Annotated in this window: 18 protein-coding genes; 7 read left to right on the top strand and 11 right to left on the bottom strand. The window is 34.9% G+C overall.

The window, feature by feature from the left end:
• Window positions 1-11 precede the first annotated feature (11 nt).
• Genes K7G76_RS10695 through K7G76_RS10725 form a run of 7 tightly spaced genes read right to left on the bottom strand, consistent with a single transcriptional unit; the run spans window position 12 to window position 4,585 of the window.
• Window positions 12-455, bottom strand: coding sequence for a molybdenum cofactor biosynthesis protein MoaE (locus K7G76_RS10695; RefSeq protein ID WP_223034213.1), 444 nt, complete (start codon window positions 453-455; stop codon window positions 12-14).
• Window positions 452-1,519, bottom strand: coding sequence for a HesA/MoeB/ThiF family protein (moeB, locus tag K7G76_RS10700; RefSeq protein WP_223034214.1), 1,068 nt, complete (start codon window positions 1,517-1,519; stop codon window positions 452-454). The genes K7G76_RS10695 and moeB overlap by 4 nt, the downstream gene beginning before the upstream one ends.
• Window positions 1,520-1,521: 2 nt before the next feature.
• On the bottom strand, window positions 1,522-1,755 hold the full coding sequence (locus tag K7G76_RS10705; RefSeq protein WP_223034215.1) for a MoaD/ThiS family protein: 234 nt from the start codon (window positions 1,753-1,755) through the stop codon (window positions 1,522-1,524).
• Entirely contained in the window at window positions 1,739-2,320 is a 582-nt protein-coding gene (mobA, locus tag K7G76_RS10710) for a molybdenum cofactor guanylyltransferase (RefSeq protein WP_223034216.1), read from the bottom strand. Before mobA ends, K7G76_RS10705 begins: the two co-directional genes overlap by 17 nt.
• Window positions 2,320-3,063, bottom strand: a complete 744-nt coding sequence (locus tag K7G76_RS10715) for a sulfite exporter TauE/SafE family protein (RefSeq protein WP_223034217.1) — start codon at window positions 3,061-3,063, stop codon at window positions 2,320-2,322. The genes mobA and K7G76_RS10715 overlap by 1 nt, the downstream gene beginning before the upstream one ends.
• Window positions 3,060-3,398 (bottom strand): winged helix-turn-helix domain-containing protein, encoded by a 339-nt coding sequence (locus K7G76_RS10720; RefSeq protein WP_223034218.1) that lies wholly within the window; start codon window positions 3,396-3,398, stop codon window positions 3,060-3,062. Before K7G76_RS10720 ends, K7G76_RS10715 begins: the two co-directional genes overlap by 4 nt.
• A 5-nt stretch (window positions 3,399-3,403) precedes the next feature.
• Window positions 3,404-4,585, bottom strand: coding sequence for a molybdopterin molybdotransferase MoeA (locus K7G76_RS10725; RefSeq protein WP_223034219.1), 1,182 nt, complete (start codon window positions 4,583-4,585; stop codon window positions 3,404-3,406).
• An 82-nt stretch (window positions 4,586-4,667) separates the two neighbouring features.
• Here K7G76_RS10725 and K7G76_RS10730 point away from each other — a divergent pair, with 82 nt between their 5' ends.
• From K7G76_RS10730 to K7G76_RS10745, 4 genes are read left to right on the top strand one after another with little or no spacing between them, the layout of a single operon-like run.
• Window positions 4,668-6,206: a YifB family Mg chelatase-like AAA ATPase gene (locus K7G76_RS10730; RefSeq protein WP_223034220.1), complete on the top strand. Its 1,539-nt coding sequence runs from the start codon at window positions 4,668-4,670 to the stop codon at window positions 6,204-6,206.
• A 44-nt stretch (window positions 6,207-6,250) separates the two neighbouring features.
• Window positions 6,251-6,772: a hypothetical protein gene (locus K7G76_RS10735; protein WP_223034221.1), complete on the top strand. Its 522-nt coding sequence runs from the start codon at window positions 6,251-6,253 to the stop codon at window positions 6,770-6,772.
• A 12-nt stretch (window positions 6,773-6,784) separates the two neighbouring features.
• A complete protein-coding gene (locus K7G76_RS10740; RefSeq protein ID WP_223034222.1) occupies window positions 6,785-7,489 on the top strand; it encodes a hypothetical protein in 705 nt (234 codons plus the stop codon).
• On the top strand, window positions 7,482-8,321 hold the full coding sequence (locus K7G76_RS10745) for a sensor histidine kinase (RefSeq protein WP_255572997.1): 840 nt from the start codon (window positions 7,482-7,484) through the stop codon (window positions 8,319-8,321). The genes K7G76_RS10740 and K7G76_RS10745 overlap by 8 nt, the downstream gene beginning before the upstream one ends.
• Here the strand turns inward: K7G76_RS10745 and K7G76_RS10750 are convergent.
• Together K7G76_RS10750 and panB are read right to left on the bottom strand one after the other, a co-directional pair.
• Window positions 8,316-9,011 carry an RluA family pseudouridine synthase gene (locus K7G76_RS10750; protein ID WP_223034223.1) on the bottom strand — a complete coding sequence of 232 codons (696 nt, stop codon included), beginning with the start codon at window positions 9,009-9,011 and terminating at the stop codon, window positions 8,316-8,318. The two genes, K7G76_RS10745 and K7G76_RS10750, sit on opposite strands and share 6 nt — an antisense overlap.
• On the bottom strand, window positions 9,011-9,829 hold the full coding sequence (gene panB, locus K7G76_RS10755; protein WP_223034224.1) for a 3-methyl-2-oxobutanoate hydroxymethyltransferase: 819 nt from the start codon (window positions 9,827-9,829) through the stop codon (window positions 9,011-9,013). Before panB ends, K7G76_RS10750 begins: the two co-directional genes overlap by 1 nt.
• 116 nt (window positions 9,830-9,945) lie before the next feature.
• Between panB and K7G76_RS10760 the strand changes: the two genes are divergently transcribed.
• Window positions 9,946-10,413 carry a nuclear transport factor 2 family protein gene (locus tag K7G76_RS10760; RefSeq protein ID WP_223034225.1) on the top strand — a complete coding sequence of 156 codons (468 nt, stop codon included), beginning with the start codon at window positions 9,946-9,948 and terminating at the stop codon, window positions 10,411-10,413.
• 4 nt (window positions 10,414-10,417) lie between these two features.
• Here the strand turns inward: K7G76_RS10760 and K7G76_RS10765 are convergent, their stop codons facing one another.
• Together K7G76_RS10765 and K7G76_RS10770 are read right to left on the bottom strand one after the other, a co-directional pair.
• Window positions 10,418-11,842 carry an L-serine ammonia-lyase gene (locus tag K7G76_RS10765; protein WP_223034226.1) on the bottom strand — a complete coding sequence of 475 codons (1,425 nt, stop codon included), beginning with the start codon at window positions 11,840-11,842 and terminating at the stop codon, window positions 10,418-10,420.
• Window positions 11,843-11,922: 80 nt separating this feature from the next.
• Window positions 11,923-12,411 (bottom strand): hypothetical protein, encoded by a 489-nt coding sequence (locus K7G76_RS10770; protein WP_223034227.1) that lies wholly within the window; start codon window positions 12,409-12,411, stop codon window positions 11,923-11,925.
• A gap of 195 nt (window positions 12,412-12,606) precedes the next feature.
• Here K7G76_RS10770 and dnaK point away from each other — a divergent pair, with 195 nt between their 5' ends.
• Window positions 12,607-14,514, top strand: coding sequence for a molecular chaperone DnaK (gene dnaK, locus K7G76_RS10775; RefSeq protein ID WP_223034228.1), 1,908 nt, complete (start codon window positions 12,607-12,609; stop codon window positions 14,512-14,514).
• A gap of 316 nt (window positions 14,515-14,830) precedes the next feature.
• Window positions 14,831-16,865, top strand: a 2,035-nt coding sequence (locus K7G76_RS10780) for a hypothetical protein (RefSeq protein WP_223034229.1), incomplete at its 3' end; no start/stop codon positions are given.

The following is a 16,865-nucleotide window of genomic DNA, read 5'->3' on the forward strand; positions in this document are numbered from 1 at the left end:
TGATTTCTGATTTATGAATTTACTTTCCATTGATGTGATTGGTCCTCAAAGATTTCTTTTCCGAATACAGGAGCTTTTACTTTAATTTCTTCTACTACATATTCTAAAGCTTTAAACACTTCTTTTCGTCTAGGAGAAGACACAAACACAAACAAGCAAATTTCACCTACTTTTACAGTGCCTAAACTGTGATAAATATGCATACAGGTTAAATTGAATTTTTCAAAAGTAGCTTCTCTGATTTCATGGAATTTTTCATTTGCCATATCTTCGTAAGCTGTGTACTCTATTGCTGAAACCGCTTTGCCATCAATTTCATCTGCACGAACTTGACCTAAAAAAATGTTATGTGCACCAATACTTATTTTTGATTGGTGCTTCGCGATAGATTCTCCAATAAATTCTGAAGAAATAGCACCTTCTTTAAATACGTTTTTTATTTTTTTATCTTTCATATCGATTGTTTTTCAATTAAACTCATAACGCCACCTTTAAGGCTGTAACAATTGGTAAAACCTAGATTTAACAATATTTCAACAGCTTTTTTACTGCGTATTCCAGATTGACAATAAATAATTATAGTTTTCGAGTTATCAATTAAATTCAAATTGTTTTCAAATGTGCTTAACGGAATTCGAATACTTTTATTCATATCTAGTTTAGGTTGCTCGTGAGGTTCTCTGACATCGATTAATTGAACGTTTTCTAATTGTGATAATTTCTCTGAAGTTATTTCATTAATTGTAAAATGACATGCTTGGTCAACTTTTAAATGAAGTAAATCAGGATTTGCCATTATCTTGTTGAATTCCTCTTGTTTTTTTGTTATTGTTAATTTTGAAATTTCAGTGTTACGTGAATTATAGCATAATAGCTCTCCTGAAAGCACACCGTCAAAATTCAATACCATTTTTATGACTTCATTGGCCATCATGGTCCCTATAATGCCTGGTAACACACCTAGCACGCCAACTTCGGAACAATTAGCGATAGAACCTTCTTTTGGTGGAGTAGGGAACAGACAGCGATAACTTGGTCCATTATTGTAATTAAAAACGGATACTTGTCCTTCAAATTTGTAAATGGCACCATAAACACTAGGTTTATTGTTTAAAATAGCTGCATCGTTAATAAGATAACGTGTTGCAAAATTATCAGTACCATCAACAATAATATCATATTTATCAAAAAGCTCTATAGCGTTATTGGTGTCTAGTTTGTCAGTATACGCATTAATTGTTATGGTTGGGTTTAAATCGGATAAACTGGATTTTGCTGCTATAGCTTTATTTTCTCCGAGTGTAGAGTTTCCATATAATACTTGTCTTTGAAGATTTGATATATTAACAGTGTCAAAATCAACTATTCCAACGGTTCCTATTCCTACTGCTACTAAATATTGAAGTACTGGGCAGCCCAAACCACCTGCACCAATAACAAGTACTTTCGCAGCATTAAGTTTGTCTTGACCTACTTGGCCTACTTCTGATAAAATGATATGTCTGCTATATCTCTCCATTTTTAGCCTCCAGAAAAGGGTGGTAACAATGCTATGTCGCCACCTGTTACAGGTGATTTTAATGAAACAATTTCACGATTTTGTGCCACTTGAAAATCTTTAGATTTCAAATCAGGGTATTTGGTATTTAATAATTCAATAACTTCCTCTACTTTCGTTCCTTCAAATTCTAATTGCTCTTCACTGCAAGAGGTGAGTTCTGCAATTAGTCCAAAATATTTAATGTTTAATCGCATAGTTTATATCTTTTAAATCTTCTTTAGTATTTATATTTTTTATCCTTTCCTTCCAAAGGAAATCAATTACAATTGATTTTGTATGTAATTGATTGACAGCTTTACGAAGTCGCCTTTCATCATTTTGTATTAACTCTAAACATTTATTCGCACAGCGTTTATGGTATAAGGCTATTAAGGGCATGGTTTTCTCTCCACTTTGTATTTGTACGACATCGTAATTGGTGTAATCTGAACGCGTCAAGACCTTTAAAATTTCAGTATCAATAAGTGGAATATCACAACTTAAAACTAAATTATAATCAGTTTTAGTGTACTTTAAGCCAGCATATAATCCAGCTAATGGACCTGAGTTTTTTATGCTATCGTCTACCCTTAAATAGCCTAGTTTGTCATATTCTTTATTGTCGCTAACAATGAATACATCGCTAACTAATGGTTGCATGGCATCGATAATATGTTGGACAAAGGTTTTGCCATTAAAATTTATCATGCCTTTATCTGTGCCCATTCTTGAACTTTTGCCTCCAGCTAATAATATTCCAGTTATGTTATTGTGATTCATTAAGCAAAAAACAATTTAATTGCTGCTATTATCAATACGGTTGCCAGTAGTTGTCTTAATGCTTTGTTATTAAACTTTTTACTGCCATAATAGCTACCAAAAAAACCACCAAATAATGCGATAGCCACTAATATAAATGCTTGTGATGAAATTTCAACACCACTTGTTACTTGTCCAATTAATCCAGCTGCTGAATTTACCCAAATGAACAACGCCGAAACTGCAGCCGCTTCTTTCATGTTTCCCCAATGTAATAATAAGATTAATGGAGTAAGTATAATGCCACCGCCAATACCAATCAACCCAGAGAAAAAACCAATTATTCCACCAATAATTAATCCTTGCCAAAGCTTTACGTGTTTTATCTGTTCGCTTTCTTTTCCAAATACGTTCAGCGTTTTTAAAATGGCAAAAATTAGCAATACGGCTAAAATTCTTTTGTAAATAGTGGCTTCAATTTCAATCATACCGCCTATAAAAGCCAATGGAATTGAAGCAATGGCAAAAGACAAAAACAACTTTTTATTAAAAAATCCAGCTTTACTGTAATGATAAAATGCTATACCTGAAACAAATAAGTTAAGTAGCAGAGCTGTTGGCTTCATGGTTTCAGGAGCAAACGAAAAAATAGCCATTAGGGCTAAATAACCGCTGGCACCACCATGCCCAACACTTGCATACAAAAAGGCAACTATTGGAAGCATTAGTAGGAATGGCCAAATATGCTCAATTTCTAAAATCATTTAAGTTTGGATTGTTTTATTTGATTGTCCAAAAAAGCCCAACAATTTTTATTTATGGTTTCAAAAGTTTCTACTAGAGATTTTCCGTATTCAGTGAGCTCTGCGCCACCACCACCTTTACCGCCAATACTAGATGTTGTTACTGGCATTTCTGCACGCTTATTAACTGCATCTATCAACGACCATGCTTTTTTGTAGGACATACCAATTAATTTTGCCGCTTTTGAAAGCGAACCCGTTTCATCTATAGCTTTTAGTAAACTTATTCGGCCTTCACCTAATAATATTTTGCCATCCGCTTCAATCCAAATTCTACTTTTAATTTTATAATCCATAATCTTTATTGTATTGGTAATAGTATGGTTTCAACAAGATCGCCTTTTTTTATATGTAATAAATCTTTATGTAAATAAACTAGTGCATTGGCTAAAGCAAATGTATGAAGCATAGAAGAATTTTGTCCTTCTAAAATAGTCACCTTTCCATTATAGTATATGGCTTTTAAAAATTGGGCGCGATCTCCTTTTTTAACGAAGTTCGAGTTTGATTGCGCCTGGACTCTAGGCAATGAAAAGTTTGTGTTTCCTCTAAAGTATTCTAAAGCAGTAAGCACATAAATATAGAAGCAACTTAAAGCAGCAGCTGGATTTCCAGGTAGTGCAAAAATTAGTTTTTCGTCTTTTTTACCAAAAAATAAAGGTTTGCCTGGCTTTTGTTTCACCTTGTAAAAAAGTTCATTAACACCGATTTCGTTGAGTGCTTTCCCAACAAAATCATAATCACCGACAGAAATTCCTCCAGAAATCAAAACCACATCACTTTTATTAATGACTTCGCTTAATAATAGTAGAGTACTATTATAATTATCTTCAACCTTACTAATTGTTACATCCTTATAGTCAGCTTTTTCTAAAGCAGATTTTAGCATAATGGCATTACTTTCGTAAATCTGCCCATAGCGCAAGGGTTTACCAGCTTCGGCTAATTCATTTCCTGTAACCACTATGGCAACCGTTGGTTTTTTGTAAATAGTAACTTCTGTAATACCTAATGAGGTTAAGTATGCAATTGCAGCAGGCACCAACTTGGCTCCTTTTTTTAGAGCTAAATCGTCTTTAAAAACCTGTTCGCCTAAAGGCCTGATATTTGCGTTGGGTTTAATAGGTTCAGATAATACTAATATAGCATTTTTAACCGTTGTTTTTTCTTGCATAATAATTGCATTGGCAGAATCAGGAACAGGAGCTCCGGTAAATATTCTGACGGCTTCACCAGGTTTTAGATGCGTATTCAGATTATCGCCAGTTTTAATTTCACCTTTAACATAATACTTTAAGTCATCATGTAAATTGAGCGCGTAGCCATCCATAGCAGATTGTCTGAATGGAGGCATACTGATGGGAGAGAAGATATCTGAAGCCAACACAAAATTCAAAGCATTATTGATATTAACTGTCTCTGAATTAAGGGTTGTTTTACTAGCGTTTTTTACGATATCTAGTGCTTGTTCAACGGAAATCATATTCAATCGTTATATCTAATCAAATATAACGCTAAAATTTCATTTAAAGCATTTTTTATTACTTTTAAAAAAATAAGTATTTATGCTGAAAAAAGTTTTTGCTAGTGCCGTGTTTGGTGTTGAAGCCTCGACAGTGGTAGTTGAAGTAAATGTTGATAAAGGCATTGGATATCATCTGGTAGGATTGCCGGATAATGCCATAAAAGAAAGTAACTATCGCATAGCAGCGGCATTGCAAAACAATGGATATAAAATCCCTGGCAAGAAAATTATTATAAATATGTCTCCAGCGGATCTAAGGAAGGAGGGAAGTGCATACGATTTAACTTTGGCTATTGGAATTTTAGCCGCATCCAATCAAATTCAGACTGAACATTTAGAAGATTATCTTATAATGGGAGAATTGTCATTGGATGGTTCTTTGCAACCTATTAAAGGTGCTTTGCCTATTGCTATTAAAGCACGAGAGGAAGGGTTTAAGGGGTTTATTCTTCCTATTCAAAATGCCAAAGAAGCAGCTATAGTGAATGACCTTGAAGTTTTTGGTGTAGAGAACATTGGACAAGTAATCAATTTTTTTGATAAAGGAGAAAAACTAGAACAAACTATAATTGATACACGAGCCGAGTTTGAAAAACAACTTAATTATCCGGAGTTTGATTTTTCTGATGTAAAAGGTCAAGAAGGTATTAAGCGTTGCATGGAAATTGCAGCAGCTGGAGGTCATAATATTATTTTAATTGGTCCGCCTGGAGCTGGAAAAACCATGTTGGCAAAGCGTTTACCAAGTATTTTACCGCCAATGACCTTAAGCGAAGCTTTAGAAACGACTAAAATACATTCCGTAGTTGGACGTGTTAAGGATAACACAGGGTTAATGTCACAACGGCCATTTAGAAGTCCACACCATACCATTTCGAACGTCGCTTTAGTAGGAGGTGGTAGTTATCCGCAGCCTGGTGAGATTTCATTGTCGCATAATGGTGTTTTATTTTTAGACGAATTGCCAGAATTCAAAAGAGAAGTTTTGGAGGTGATGCGTCAACCATTGGAAGATAGAGAAGTAACAATTTCCAGAGCAAAATTTACAGTGACATACCCTTCGTCGTTTATGTTAGTTGCCAGTATGAACCCGAGTCCAGGAGGTTATTTTAATGATCCGGATGCTCCAGTAACATCATCACCAGCCGAGATGCAACGTTATTTAAGTAAGATTTCAGGACCATTGTTAGATCGAATAGATATTCATATTGAAGTTACTCCTGTGCCTTTTGAAAAACTTTCGGACGATAGAAAAGCGGAGTCATCAGTTGATATTAGAAAGCGTGTAACAGCAGCTAGAGAAATTCAAACCAAGCGTTTTAAGGAGTCAGATAAAGTGCATTATAATGCACAAATGAATACGAAACAGATCAGAAAGCACTGTCGGTTAGATGATGACTCTATGCAACTGTTAAAAACGGCAATGGAACGGTTGAATTTATCAGCTCGTGCTTATGACCGCATTTTAAAAGTAGCTAGAACCATCGCCGATTTGGAACATTCTGAAAACATAAACGGTTCGCATATAAGTGAGGCCATTCAATACAGAAGTTTAGACCGAGAAGGTTGGCTAGGCTAATTTTTTTACTAACTTTAAATTATTATTAACCAATTATACAAAACATGAAAAAACTAACACCACTTATTTTAGGTCTTATTATCGGAGCTTTTGCTACGTATTATTTTTGTCCGAATTGTGAAGGATCAATAGAAGAAGAAAACATTGCAATTACAAAACCAGCTGGGTTAATCACTCCCAAGCAAGCAATGGCATTAGACAAAGCTTATAATTCAAGATATAATTTGATTAGCGATTCTATTGTTACTCGAGAAGGTGGAGATAACCGTTCGGTTTGGTTTTCAAAGGTTGATGTTGAAAATTATTTAAAGTATGCCGATAGTCAATCTACAGCATTAGGTTATAATATGGATGGTATTCGTATTTATATGGCAGCCTATCCTGATGATCCTAAATTAGGGGCTGGTTATACCACAGTATTTATGGTGCCAACAGGTAGTGAATCATTATCAGAAGGCAATAGTTCTTTATTGAATTTTAAACGCGTTGGTGGTGATATTCCTGGTGGTGATGGGCTTAATAAAGGAGATAACGGAATTCCACCTTCTGCAAATTATCCACAATAAAAATTGTTTTAATTGATTGAATTTCTCAATAAACATAGCTCAACTCTTTTTTTTATTTTAGAATTTATTGCTGCTTTTACAGGTGTGATTTTATATAAAAAGTATCGTTTCACCAAAGCTAAATATTTTATTTACTTTCTAATTTATGTAGTTGCTTTTGTATTTGTAGGGAAGTATTCACATTACGTCAGGAATAATGGTTTTTTAAGTTTTTTAGAAGGAACTTTTATTGAAAAAAATTATTGGTGGTTCACGATATTCTGGGATATTGGAGGAACTATCTTTTTTGGATGGTATTATCATAATATTTTGGAAGAGAGACGTTCAAAATTAATTTTGAAAATTTCAGTATATGTTTTTGTAATAATTTCTCTATTAGAAATAGTGTTTACTTTCCCAAAATTCTTTCTGACATCAATGCCGATCATTACCTTAACAAGCGCAATAATAATATTACAATGTGTTTTCCTTTATTTTTTAGAGATATTACAAAGTGAAAGAATTCTTTATTTTTATAAGTCTCTAGGATTTTATATCAGTTGTGCTATATTGATTTTATGGTTAATTCAAACACCATTAGTATTCTTTGAGCATTATTTTAATTTAGAGGATGCCGATTATGTTAATTTACGAAACCGTATAAATTTAACAGCTATTACATTTATGTATATAACCTATACAGTTGGTCTAATAGTTTCAAATCCCGATTATGATTAATCAATTATTAGTTTTATTAGAACTGCAAAAACCAGTTTCTACTTCAGCAGAGCGTAATTTGTTGATTTATATGGTAGGTGTTTTGTTAGTATTGTGTGCTTTAATTATAGTCTTTTTTGTAGTTTTTCAAAAAAGAAAAAATAAACTCATAAGAGATAAAATACTGCAGCAGCAAGCTTTTGAAGAAGAACTTTCTAATACGCAAATAGAAATTCAAGAAGAAACTTTGAAGAACATTGGGCAAGAGTTACATGATAATATTGGACAATTGCTCTCTGTTGCTAATATGCAGTTGAGCATCATGGCTGCTTCTGTTGATGATGCTATCAAAAACCAATTTATAGAAACCAAAGATGTTGTAAAGGATAGTTTGCGAGAGGTAAGAGCATTGTCCAAATCCTTGAATAGCGATGTGATTGCTAATCGTGGTTTTTTGGAATCTATTAAAAATGAGGTTGATAGATTAAATAGATTACAGCTTATTAAAGCAGAATTTAAAGTGGAGGGCGATTCCACCAAACTTCAAAACAATAAAGATAGTATCATACTGTTTAGAATTTTTCAAGAGTTTTTATCTAATACTATTAAATATGCTTCTGCCGAGAACTTTATGGTTACCCTTCAATATTTAGATGATAAACTTATTATAAAATCAGAAGATAACGGTAAAGGTTTTGATGTTAAAACCATAGAAAGTGGTGCAGGTTTATTGAATATGGATAATAGGTCTAAATTGGTTAAAGCAAACTTTAAATTAGAGTCGGCTCCTGGAAAAGGAACCTCTATGATAATTGACTATCCTTATAGAGTAGCTGAAGCATTAAAGCTATAGACATGCATTCCAAACTGGATTGTCAGGTAAAGGAGCTGTTACAGATATGTTTTCTTTTGAAACAGGATGGGTAAATTCAAGTTTTCTGGCATGAAGGCTAATGCTAGCATCTTTATTGCTTCTGTTAAATCCATATTTTAAATCGCCTTTTATAGGACAACCAATGCTAGATAGTTGCGAGCGTATTTGATGGTGTCGTCCAGTTTCTAAAGCAATTTCCAATAGATAAAAGTTATCTAGTTGTTTTAATGTAGTGTAATGAAGAATTGCCTTTTTACTATCAATGGTATCTTTGATATATGCAGTAGATTTATTGTTTTTGGGATTCTTTTTCAGCCAGTGAACAAGGGTGTCTTTTGTTTTCGGCGGTTTGTTTTTAACCAAAGCCCAATATGTTTTTTTAGCTTTCTTTTCTGAAAACAATTTGTTTAACCTAGGGAGAGCCTTACTGGTTTTAGAGAATAGAACAATACCTGTAGTGGGCCTGTCTAAACGGTGTACGATCCCTAAATATACATTGCCTGGTTTATTATATTTTTCTTTTATAAAGTCTTTAACTACTTCACTTAAAGGCTTGTCGCCAGTTTTGTCGCCTTGAACAATATCTCCAGTACGCTTGTTTACAATAATAATATGATTGTCCTCGTAAAGAACTTGGAGGTTGTCTTTATTAGAAAGGGTTTTAGACACTAATATTGCTCGTTATTATTAGGGAAATCAATACTTTTTACATCAGTAACATATTGCGAAATGGCATTGGTCATGTCTTCATAAAGATTCATGTAGCGACGTAAGAAGCGCGGATTAAATTCATGTGTCATTCCAATCATGTCGTGAAGGACTAAAACTTGGCCATCAACACCATTTCCAGCACCAATACCTATAACAGGAATACTAACGCTTTCAGCAACTTCTTTAGCTAATTTTGCAGGAATTTTTTCTAGTACAATAGCGAAGCAGCCTGCTTTTTCCAACATTAAGGCATCTTCTTTTAATTGTTTAGCTTCTTGTTCTTCTTTGGCTCTAACCGTATAGGTTCCAAATTTATATATAGATTGTGGTGTTAAGCCTAAATGTCCCATTACCGGAATACCAGCATTTAAAATACGTTTTATAGAATCCTTAATTTCTTTACCTCCTTCCAATTTAACAGCATGTCCGCCAGACTCTTTCATGATTCGAATAGCAGATCGCAAAGCTTCTTTAGGATCGCTTTGGTAGGTTCCAAAGGGTAAATCAACCACCACCAATGCACGATCTATAGCTCTAACAACAGATGAAGCATGATAAATCATTTGATCTAAAGTTATGGGTAGTGTAGTTTCATGCCCAGCCATTACATTACTAGCAGAGTCTCCAACGAGAATAACATCAACACCAGCACCATCAACAATTTTAGCCATGGTATAATCGTATGCCGTAAGCATTGAAATTTTTTCTCCATTAGCTTTCATGTCAACCAATGTTTTTACTGTAATTCTTTTGTAATCGTTTTTTGCAACTGACATATCTATATAATTAAAATGGCTGTAAAAGTACTAAATTAAGTGATTAGTGTTAAAATTTTCTTTAATGCATAGTCACTTCAAGGCCGATAAGTTAAATTAGAAACAAAATTAAAATTATGACACGAATATTACTTTTAGTAGCAATTGTTATTTCCTCTACAGCTATTGGTCAAACCGATGAAACCAAAAATGTAAAAGCTGCCATTGATACGTTTTTTGAAGGGTTTCACAAAGGTGATACCGTTTTGATGAAAACTGTTATGATGGGAAAATTCCCAACCCAATCAACGTATAAAAATAAAGAAGGTAAGGACATTATTCAAACAGGTGACTCTAATGATTTGCTTCAAGCTATTGCCAAGCGCACAGCAGATCAGAAGTGGGACGAACGTTTATTGGATTATGTTATTAAAGTAGATGGTAATATGGCCAGTGCTTGGACACCTTATGAGTTTTGGTTCAATGGTAATTTTAGTCACTGCGGTGTAAATTCATTTCAATTATTTCATGATAACGGTCAGTGGAAAATAGTATACTTAATAGATTCCAGAAGACGCGGTGACTGTGGAGCTAATAAGGGTTAAGCAGTTAACAATCTGTTAGATTAACACCAACAGCTAAACCACCTTCAGAGGTTTCTTTATACTTTGAGTTCATGTCTTTGGCTGTCTCCCACATGGTATTAACAACCTTGTCTAAAGGCACTTTCATGTGATGCGGATCACTATCTAAAGCTAATTCTGAAGCGTTTATGGCTTTTATGGCACCCATGGCATTGCGTTCTATACAAGGAATTTGTACCAAACCACCTATTGGGTCGCAGGTCATACCTAAATGATGTTCCATAGCAATTTCGGCAGCTACTAAAACCTGTTCAGGAGTACCACCTTGAAGCTCACACAAGGCTCCGGCAGCCATAGCAGATGACACACCTATTTCAGCTTGACAGCCACCCATTGCGGCACTTATCGTGGCTCCTTTTTTAAAGATGCTTCCTATTTCACTAGCAACCAAAAGAAAGCGTTTTATGTCCTCAAAATTGCCATCGTGATTTTCAATTACCAGATAATACATTAAAACGGCAGGAATCACACCAGCACTCCCGTTAGTAGGAGCAGTTACCACACGACCGAGAGATGCATTAACCTCGTTCACTGACAGAGCAAAACAACTCACCCATTTAATTATTTGTCTAAACTTGACTTCGGTATTTCTAATTGCAGCAATCCATTCATTAGGATCATTATACGTAGTATCTCCAATTAACCTTTGGTGCATATCAAACGCACGACGTTTTACATTTAAGCCACCAGGCAAAATACCTTCAGAATGGCAACCAACATACATACACTCTAACATGGTGTTCCAAATACGTTGTAATTCAAAATCAATAGTTTCAATCGGTCTAATCGATTTTTCGTTTTCTAATACAACTTCAGAAATAGACATGTTTAAATCTGAACAAAATTGTAGCAGCTCTGTACCTTTAGCTATAGGATAGGGAAACGTGTTTTGAAAAATGTTTTTATTCTTCTTGGAATTTTTGCGTTCTTCTTTAACTACAAATCCACCACCAATAGAATAAAAAGTAGAACTACGTTTTCTGCCATTAATGGTTGCTGAAAATTTTATGCCATTGGAATGAAATGGCAGAAAGTTTTTGTTAAAGGTAATATCCTCTTTTGGGTCGAAAACCAAAGGGAGTTCATTATTAAAAAGAATGGTTTTTGAATTGGCGATAGACTTAATAATAACATCAATTGATTCAACAGGAACCAATTCAGGATCAGCACCACTTAAACCAAGCATTACGGCTAGGTCTGTAGCATGACCTTTTCCTGTTAATGATAAAGAACCGTATAAATCAACCGATATTTTTTCAACCTTATTAAATGTGTTATTCGCTTTCAGTTCTTCAATCCATCGTTCAGCAGCACGCCAAGGACCTAATGTATGCGAACTTGAAGGGCCAACACCAATTTTGAGCATGTCAAAAACTGAAATACATTCCATAAAAACATCAGTTAAAATTGGCCACAAATATACATTTAGTTCTTAATGACAGAACAAAAAAATGAAAAGTTTAAAACCGATTAGCGTTTTTCAAAACTCTTAATGTTGTAGGCATCCATAACAACGTTAATGTCAGTGAAGTTTTGTTTACCAACATTGTCAGCAGGAACAACAACAACTCTAAAAATTTGGTTTTGTGTCCATGAAGGATCTAATGTGTTAAAATCTGTTGTACCATCTAAAAAGAAACGTACATCATCTCTCGTAAAATCGTAATTATACACTAGTGTCCCATCATTAAACTCAACAGTTTGTGGTAATAAGCGCCAAATATCTTGACCATTTACAGTTTCCCATAATATGTAAACAAGTGTCATATCAAAAGGATAAATCTCAAAGCCATAAGGTTCAAAATATTCATAGTTGTTTCCTGGGGTGAAATCTATTTCAATTTCAAAAGCAGGAGCCACAATTAATCCACCATCTTGACCAGGAGGGCCAGTAGGACCTTCACACGATGTTATTGTTAAACCAATTAATACAAAAAATAAGATTGCAATTTTTTTCATAATAAATACGATTTGTTTCTGAATCTAAAATAAGAATAATTGAAGAGATGTCTTATGTTTTAACGTATTAATATTAAAATGTGACAAGCTGTCATATTTTTTGACATGGCACAATCATTGACTTATACAAACCAAATAAAAATGAACACAACTTTTTCGTTAAGAACGAAAATCTATAAAAAGTAACACAATATTATGAGTAAAATTATTGGAATCGATTTAGGAACAACAAATTCATGCGTATCTGTAATGGAAGGTAACGAACCCGTTGTTATTCCTAATGCAGAAGGTAAGCGCACAACACCTTCAGTAATCGCTTTCGTAGAAGGTGGTGAAATAAAAGTTGGCGATCCAGCAAAGCGTCAAGCCGTAACTAACCCAACAAAAACCGTTTATTCAATTAAGCGTTTTATGGGCAATAAATATTCTGAATCTCAAAAAGAAGCGGAACGTGTACCGTATAAAGTAGTAAAAGGTGATAACGACACGCCTCGTGTAGATATCGACGGTCGCTTATACACACCTCAAGAATTGTCGGCTATGATTCTTCAAAAAATGAAGAAAACTGCTGAAGATTATTTAGGTCAGGACGTAAGCGAAGCTGTTATTACAGTTCCGGCTTATTTTAATGACAGTCAGCGTCAGGCTACTAAAGAAGCTGGTGAAATAGCTGGTTTAAAAGTTCGTAGAATTATCAATGAACCAACTGCTGCAGCATTAGCATACGGTTTAGATAAAAAAGGTCAAGATCAAAAAATTGTTGTATTTGATTTTGGTGGAGGAACACATGACGTCTCTATATTAGAGTTAGGAGATGGTGTATTTGAGGTATTATCTACTGATGGAGATACACATTTAGGTGGTGATGATGTAGATGAAAAGATCATCAATTGGTTAGCAGATGAGTTTAAGGCTGAAGAAGATATGGACTTACGTAAAGACCCAATGGCTTTACAACGTTTAAAAGAAGCTGCAGAAAAAGCAAAGATTGAATTATCTTCTTCTGCTCAAACCGAAATCAATTTACCTTACGTTACGGCTACCGCTAGCGGACCAAAACACTTGGTGCGTACTTTAACGCGTTCTAAATTTGAACAATTAATTGACGATTTAGTTAAACGTACTATTGAGCCTTGTGAGTCTGCATTAAAAGCAGCAGGTCTATCAAAAAGTGATATTGACGAGATTATTCTTGTTGGTGGTTCTACGCGTATTCCTGCAGTACAAGAAGCTGTAGAAAAATTCTTCGGTAAAAAACCAAGTAAAGGTGTAAATCCAGATGAGGTAGTTTCTTTGGGAGCAGGAATTCAAGGTGGTGTATTAACAGGGGATGTAAAAGATGTATTGTTATTAGATGTAACACCATTGTCATTAGGTATTGAAACTATGGGTAATGTGATGACCAAATTAATTGAAGCCAATACAACCATACCTACAAAAAAGAGTCAGGTATTTTCAACAGCAGCAGATAATCAGCCGTCAGTAGAGATTCACGTTTTACAAGGTGAAAGACCAATGGCAGCTGACAATAAAACTATTGGACGTTTTCATTTAGATGGTATTCCACCAGCACGACGTGGTACACCTCAAATTGAAGTAACATTTGATATTGATGCCAATGGTATTATTAAAGTGTCTGCTGAAGATAAAGCGACTGGTAAAAAACAAGATATAAGAATTGAAGCGTCTTCTGGATTAACCGAAGAAGAAATCCAAAAAATGAAGGCAGATGCTGAAGCCAACGCGGAAGCCGATGCAAAAGCAAAAGAAACTGCTGATAAATTGAATCAAGCCGATGCTATGATTTTCCAAACAGAAAGTCAATTAAAAGAATTTGGTGATAAATTATCTGATGATAAAAAGAAACCAATTGAAGAGGCATTAGAGGAACTTAAAAAAGCTTATGAGACAAAAGATTTGGCAGTGATTGATCCAGCTTTAGAGAAAATAAATGAAGCTTGGAAAGTCGCTAGCGAAGAAATGTACAAAGCGCAAGCCGAAGCTCAACAACAAGGAGGAGCTGAAGCTGGACCAGATGCAAGTCAGAATGGACAAGCAGAAGGTAATGACGTTGAAGACGTAGACTTTGAAGAAGTAAAATAAATTGTCATTCTGAGTGTTGTCGAGGAATATCATAAAACAGCAAAACGCAACCAAAAAGGTTGCGTTTTTTTATATATAGCAATTAGCTAATCAAACAAAAGAACAATTACATAAGGTTTATAGATTATTAAAAATCAGTAAGTTGTTAGGTTATATCAAAAAAAAAACTTAAATTGTCGACATTCTCCTCGAATTGTAAAATTTTAATAGCAAATTGATTAGTAGCAACTCTTTAGCTTTTTTAAGTTAAAGCGCTCAAATACTACTTTTATTTAATCTTTCTTGGTTATGATTGTTTAATTAAACTATTTTAATCATGAATGCTATTTACACTAACAACTTTTTTAAGACCACACCCTTAAAAAGGAAATTTTCTTTTGTATTCCTGTTGTTTTTTGTTTGTTGCTTTAGCGTATTGCAAGCTCAAACAATTAATACAGGCACGTCTGTTCATGCAGATTTTGGGTTAGATGGTGATGTCTTTGATGATCAACTCTCGTATTGGCCAGTAAATGGCATGGGAGATTTTGATCCTAACAATCCGCCTTACATTGATGAAGCTTTGGGGATTGACGATTGGTTAAACTCTGCTCCAGACGGAAATACTTCAACAGGAGCGGGAGTAATTGATATTTTTTCTGCAGATGCGTTATCTCAAATTTCAGGTATAAGTGGAGGTCAGAATAATTTTGCTGAACTGCGAATGTCTGCTCCAATATATTCCACACCCGAAGGCGATGGAAGAATTTGGATAGATGCCGCTTATTTACGAGATCAATATGTATCGGGCTCAAATGAAGACGAAACGGTGTTTGAACAAGCAATAAATAAGAATTTTGACGACCCACGTGCTTGGACGCTGAAAACCGGTAATGTGCCCCCAAAAACAGATATTATAGATGTTTATGCACATTTGCGTAGAGATTTCCCTGTAACTTTTGAGTGGGCTTACATCGCTGCCTCTACATCAGATGCCGACGGTAGTAACCATTTAGATTTTGAATATTTTAGAAAAAAGATTCAGTTAAGTGATACTAAAATGATTGAGTATGTTGACCCTAATGACGGATTAGACTGTGGACATAGTACTTATAAGTTTGGTCCAACAGGTAATGTTGAAGAGCATGGTGATATTTTACTATCTGTAGATTACGAACAAGGTGGTAGAGAAGCTATAATCACATTATTGGTATGGATTGATAAAAATGATTTTCCTACAGATGCAGATTTTGATAATTTCAATACTTTAGGAGACAGACCATTTAACTTTTATGATGATGGAAATGGTTATGTTTTTGCAGCCTGTACTAATTCTGTAGAAGGTGATGAATCTAATTTTGGCTATGCTAGAATAGCTCTAATTGATGGGGCACCTCAAGCCATATTTTCTCAATTAAATAATTCAGGACCTGCAGATGCTCCATCTTGGGGAACAATTGATTCAGGAGGGAATCAAGTAGCTCAATACCCAACGGATACCTTTGTCGAGTTTGCAATTAATGCTACATTATTAGGATTTGACACCGAAAGTGCAGGTGAGGGTTGTGAAAGTGGCTTGGGAAGTGTTATTGTTAAATCAAGATCTTCAGCTTCATTTACATCCTCTCTTAAAGATATGGCTGGGCCATTCAATTTGGGAGATAGACCAGAAGTTGAAGTAACGGTTGATAATGCTGAATATGCTTGTTTTGAAACATCTGCTACATTAACTGCTACAACAGTTCCTCCTTCAGACCCACCAGGTGTATCCTATACTTACCAGTGGTATGTATGGAACGCCGTTACTGAAGAATGGGATGTAATTCCAGGCGCTGTAAATCAAACTTATGATGCCGCAGTAGGAACTTATATGGTGGAAGCTACAATAATTAGAAATGGTATTTCAGGTTGTACAGCTCCAAGTAACGCTGCTACAGTAACTCAAGGTACAACAGCAGAAATTTTAGTCCCTTCTTGTCCAGAAAACGATTCTGTTGACTGTGAAGATGATATAGATACAAGATTCAATGATTGGAGTGATTCAGCTGGTTTCACATATGAAGGCGGTGGAGGAACAGTTACTGAAGCCTTTATATATTATATAGATGATGAGGAAGTAACATTAGAAAACTTTACAGCTCCAAGTGTTTGTGGAGGTGGAATAGCAAAAATTAGATATACAGTAAGCGACGAATGTGAACAGTCAGAATTCTGTGAAACCACTTTTACAGTAGCTGCTGATGATGTTGATCCAGAGATCGTAGACGTACCGGATTACCAGTTGGCGAACTGTAACGATGATTGGCCAGCGTACTTGACGACCGATTGGACAGACAACTGTTCAGCAGGCGGTGTAGGCATCCAGTCGGATG

Source organism: Hanstruepera marina, from assembly GCF_019880635.1.
Lineage (GTDB): Bacteria > Bacteroidota > Bacteroidia > Flavobacteriales > Flavobacteriaceae > Hanstruepera > Hanstruepera marina.

What these genes read in the sequence shown, in the direction of transcription:
- K7G76_RS10760 (WP_223034225.1), top strand. Translation starts at nt 9,946, where the DNA reads ATGACACGAATATTACTTTTAGTAGCAATTGTTATTTCCTCTACAGCT.
- dnaK (WP_223034228.1), top strand. Translation starts at nt 12,607, where the DNA reads ATGAGTAAAATTATTGGAATCGATTTAGGAACAACAAATTCATGCGTA.
- mobA (WP_223034216.1), bottom strand. Translation starts at nt 2,320, where the DNA reads ATGAATCACAATAACATAACTGGAATATTATTAGCTGGAGGCAAAAGT.
- K7G76_RS10765 (WP_223034226.1), bottom strand. Translation starts at nt 11,842, where the DNA reads ATGGAATGTATTTCAGTTTTTGACATGCTCAAAATTGGTGTTGGCCCT.
- panB (WP_223034224.1), bottom strand. Translation starts at nt 9,829, where the DNA reads ATGTCAGTTGCAAAAAACGATTACAAAAGAATTACAGTAAAAACATTG.
- K7G76_RS10695 (WP_223034213.1), bottom strand. Translation starts at nt 455, where the DNA reads ATGAAAGATAAAAAAATAAAAAACGTATTTAAAGAAGGTGCTATTTCT.
- K7G76_RS10735 (WP_223034221.1), top strand. Translation starts at nt 6,251, where the DNA reads ATGAAAAAACTAACACCACTTATTTTAGGTCTTATTATCGGAGCTTTT.
- K7G76_RS10720 (WP_223034218.1), bottom strand. Translation starts at nt 3,398, where the DNA reads ATGGATTATAAAATTAAAAGTAGAATTTGGATTGAAGCGGATGGCAAA.
- K7G76_RS10730 (WP_223034220.1), top strand. Translation starts at nt 4,668, where the DNA reads ATGCTGAAAAAAGTTTTTGCTAGTGCCGTGTTTGGTGTTGAAGCCTCG.
- K7G76_RS10725 (WP_223034219.1), bottom strand. Translation starts at nt 4,585, where the DNA reads ATGATTTCCGTTGAACAAGCACTAGATATCGTAAAAAACGCTAGTAAA.
- K7G76_RS10715 (WP_223034217.1), bottom strand. Translation starts at nt 3,063, where the DNA reads ATGATTTTAGAAATTGAGCATATTTGGCCATTCCTACTAATGCTTCCA.
- K7G76_RS10705 (WP_223034215.1), bottom strand. Translation starts at nt 1,755, where the DNA reads ATGCGATTAAACATTAAATATTTTGGACTAATTGCAGAACTCACCTCT.
- moeB (WP_223034214.1), bottom strand. Translation starts at nt 1,519, where the DNA reads ATGGAGAGATATAGCAGACATATCATTTTATCAGAAGTAGGCCAAGTA.
- K7G76_RS10745 (WP_255572997.1), top strand. Translation starts at nt 7,482, where the DNA reads ATGATTAATCAATTATTAGTTTTATTAGAACTGCAAAAACCAGTTTCT.
- K7G76_RS10770 (WP_223034227.1), bottom strand. Translation starts at nt 12,411, where the DNA reads ATGAAAAAAATTGCAATCTTATTTTTTGTATTAATTGGTTTAACAATA.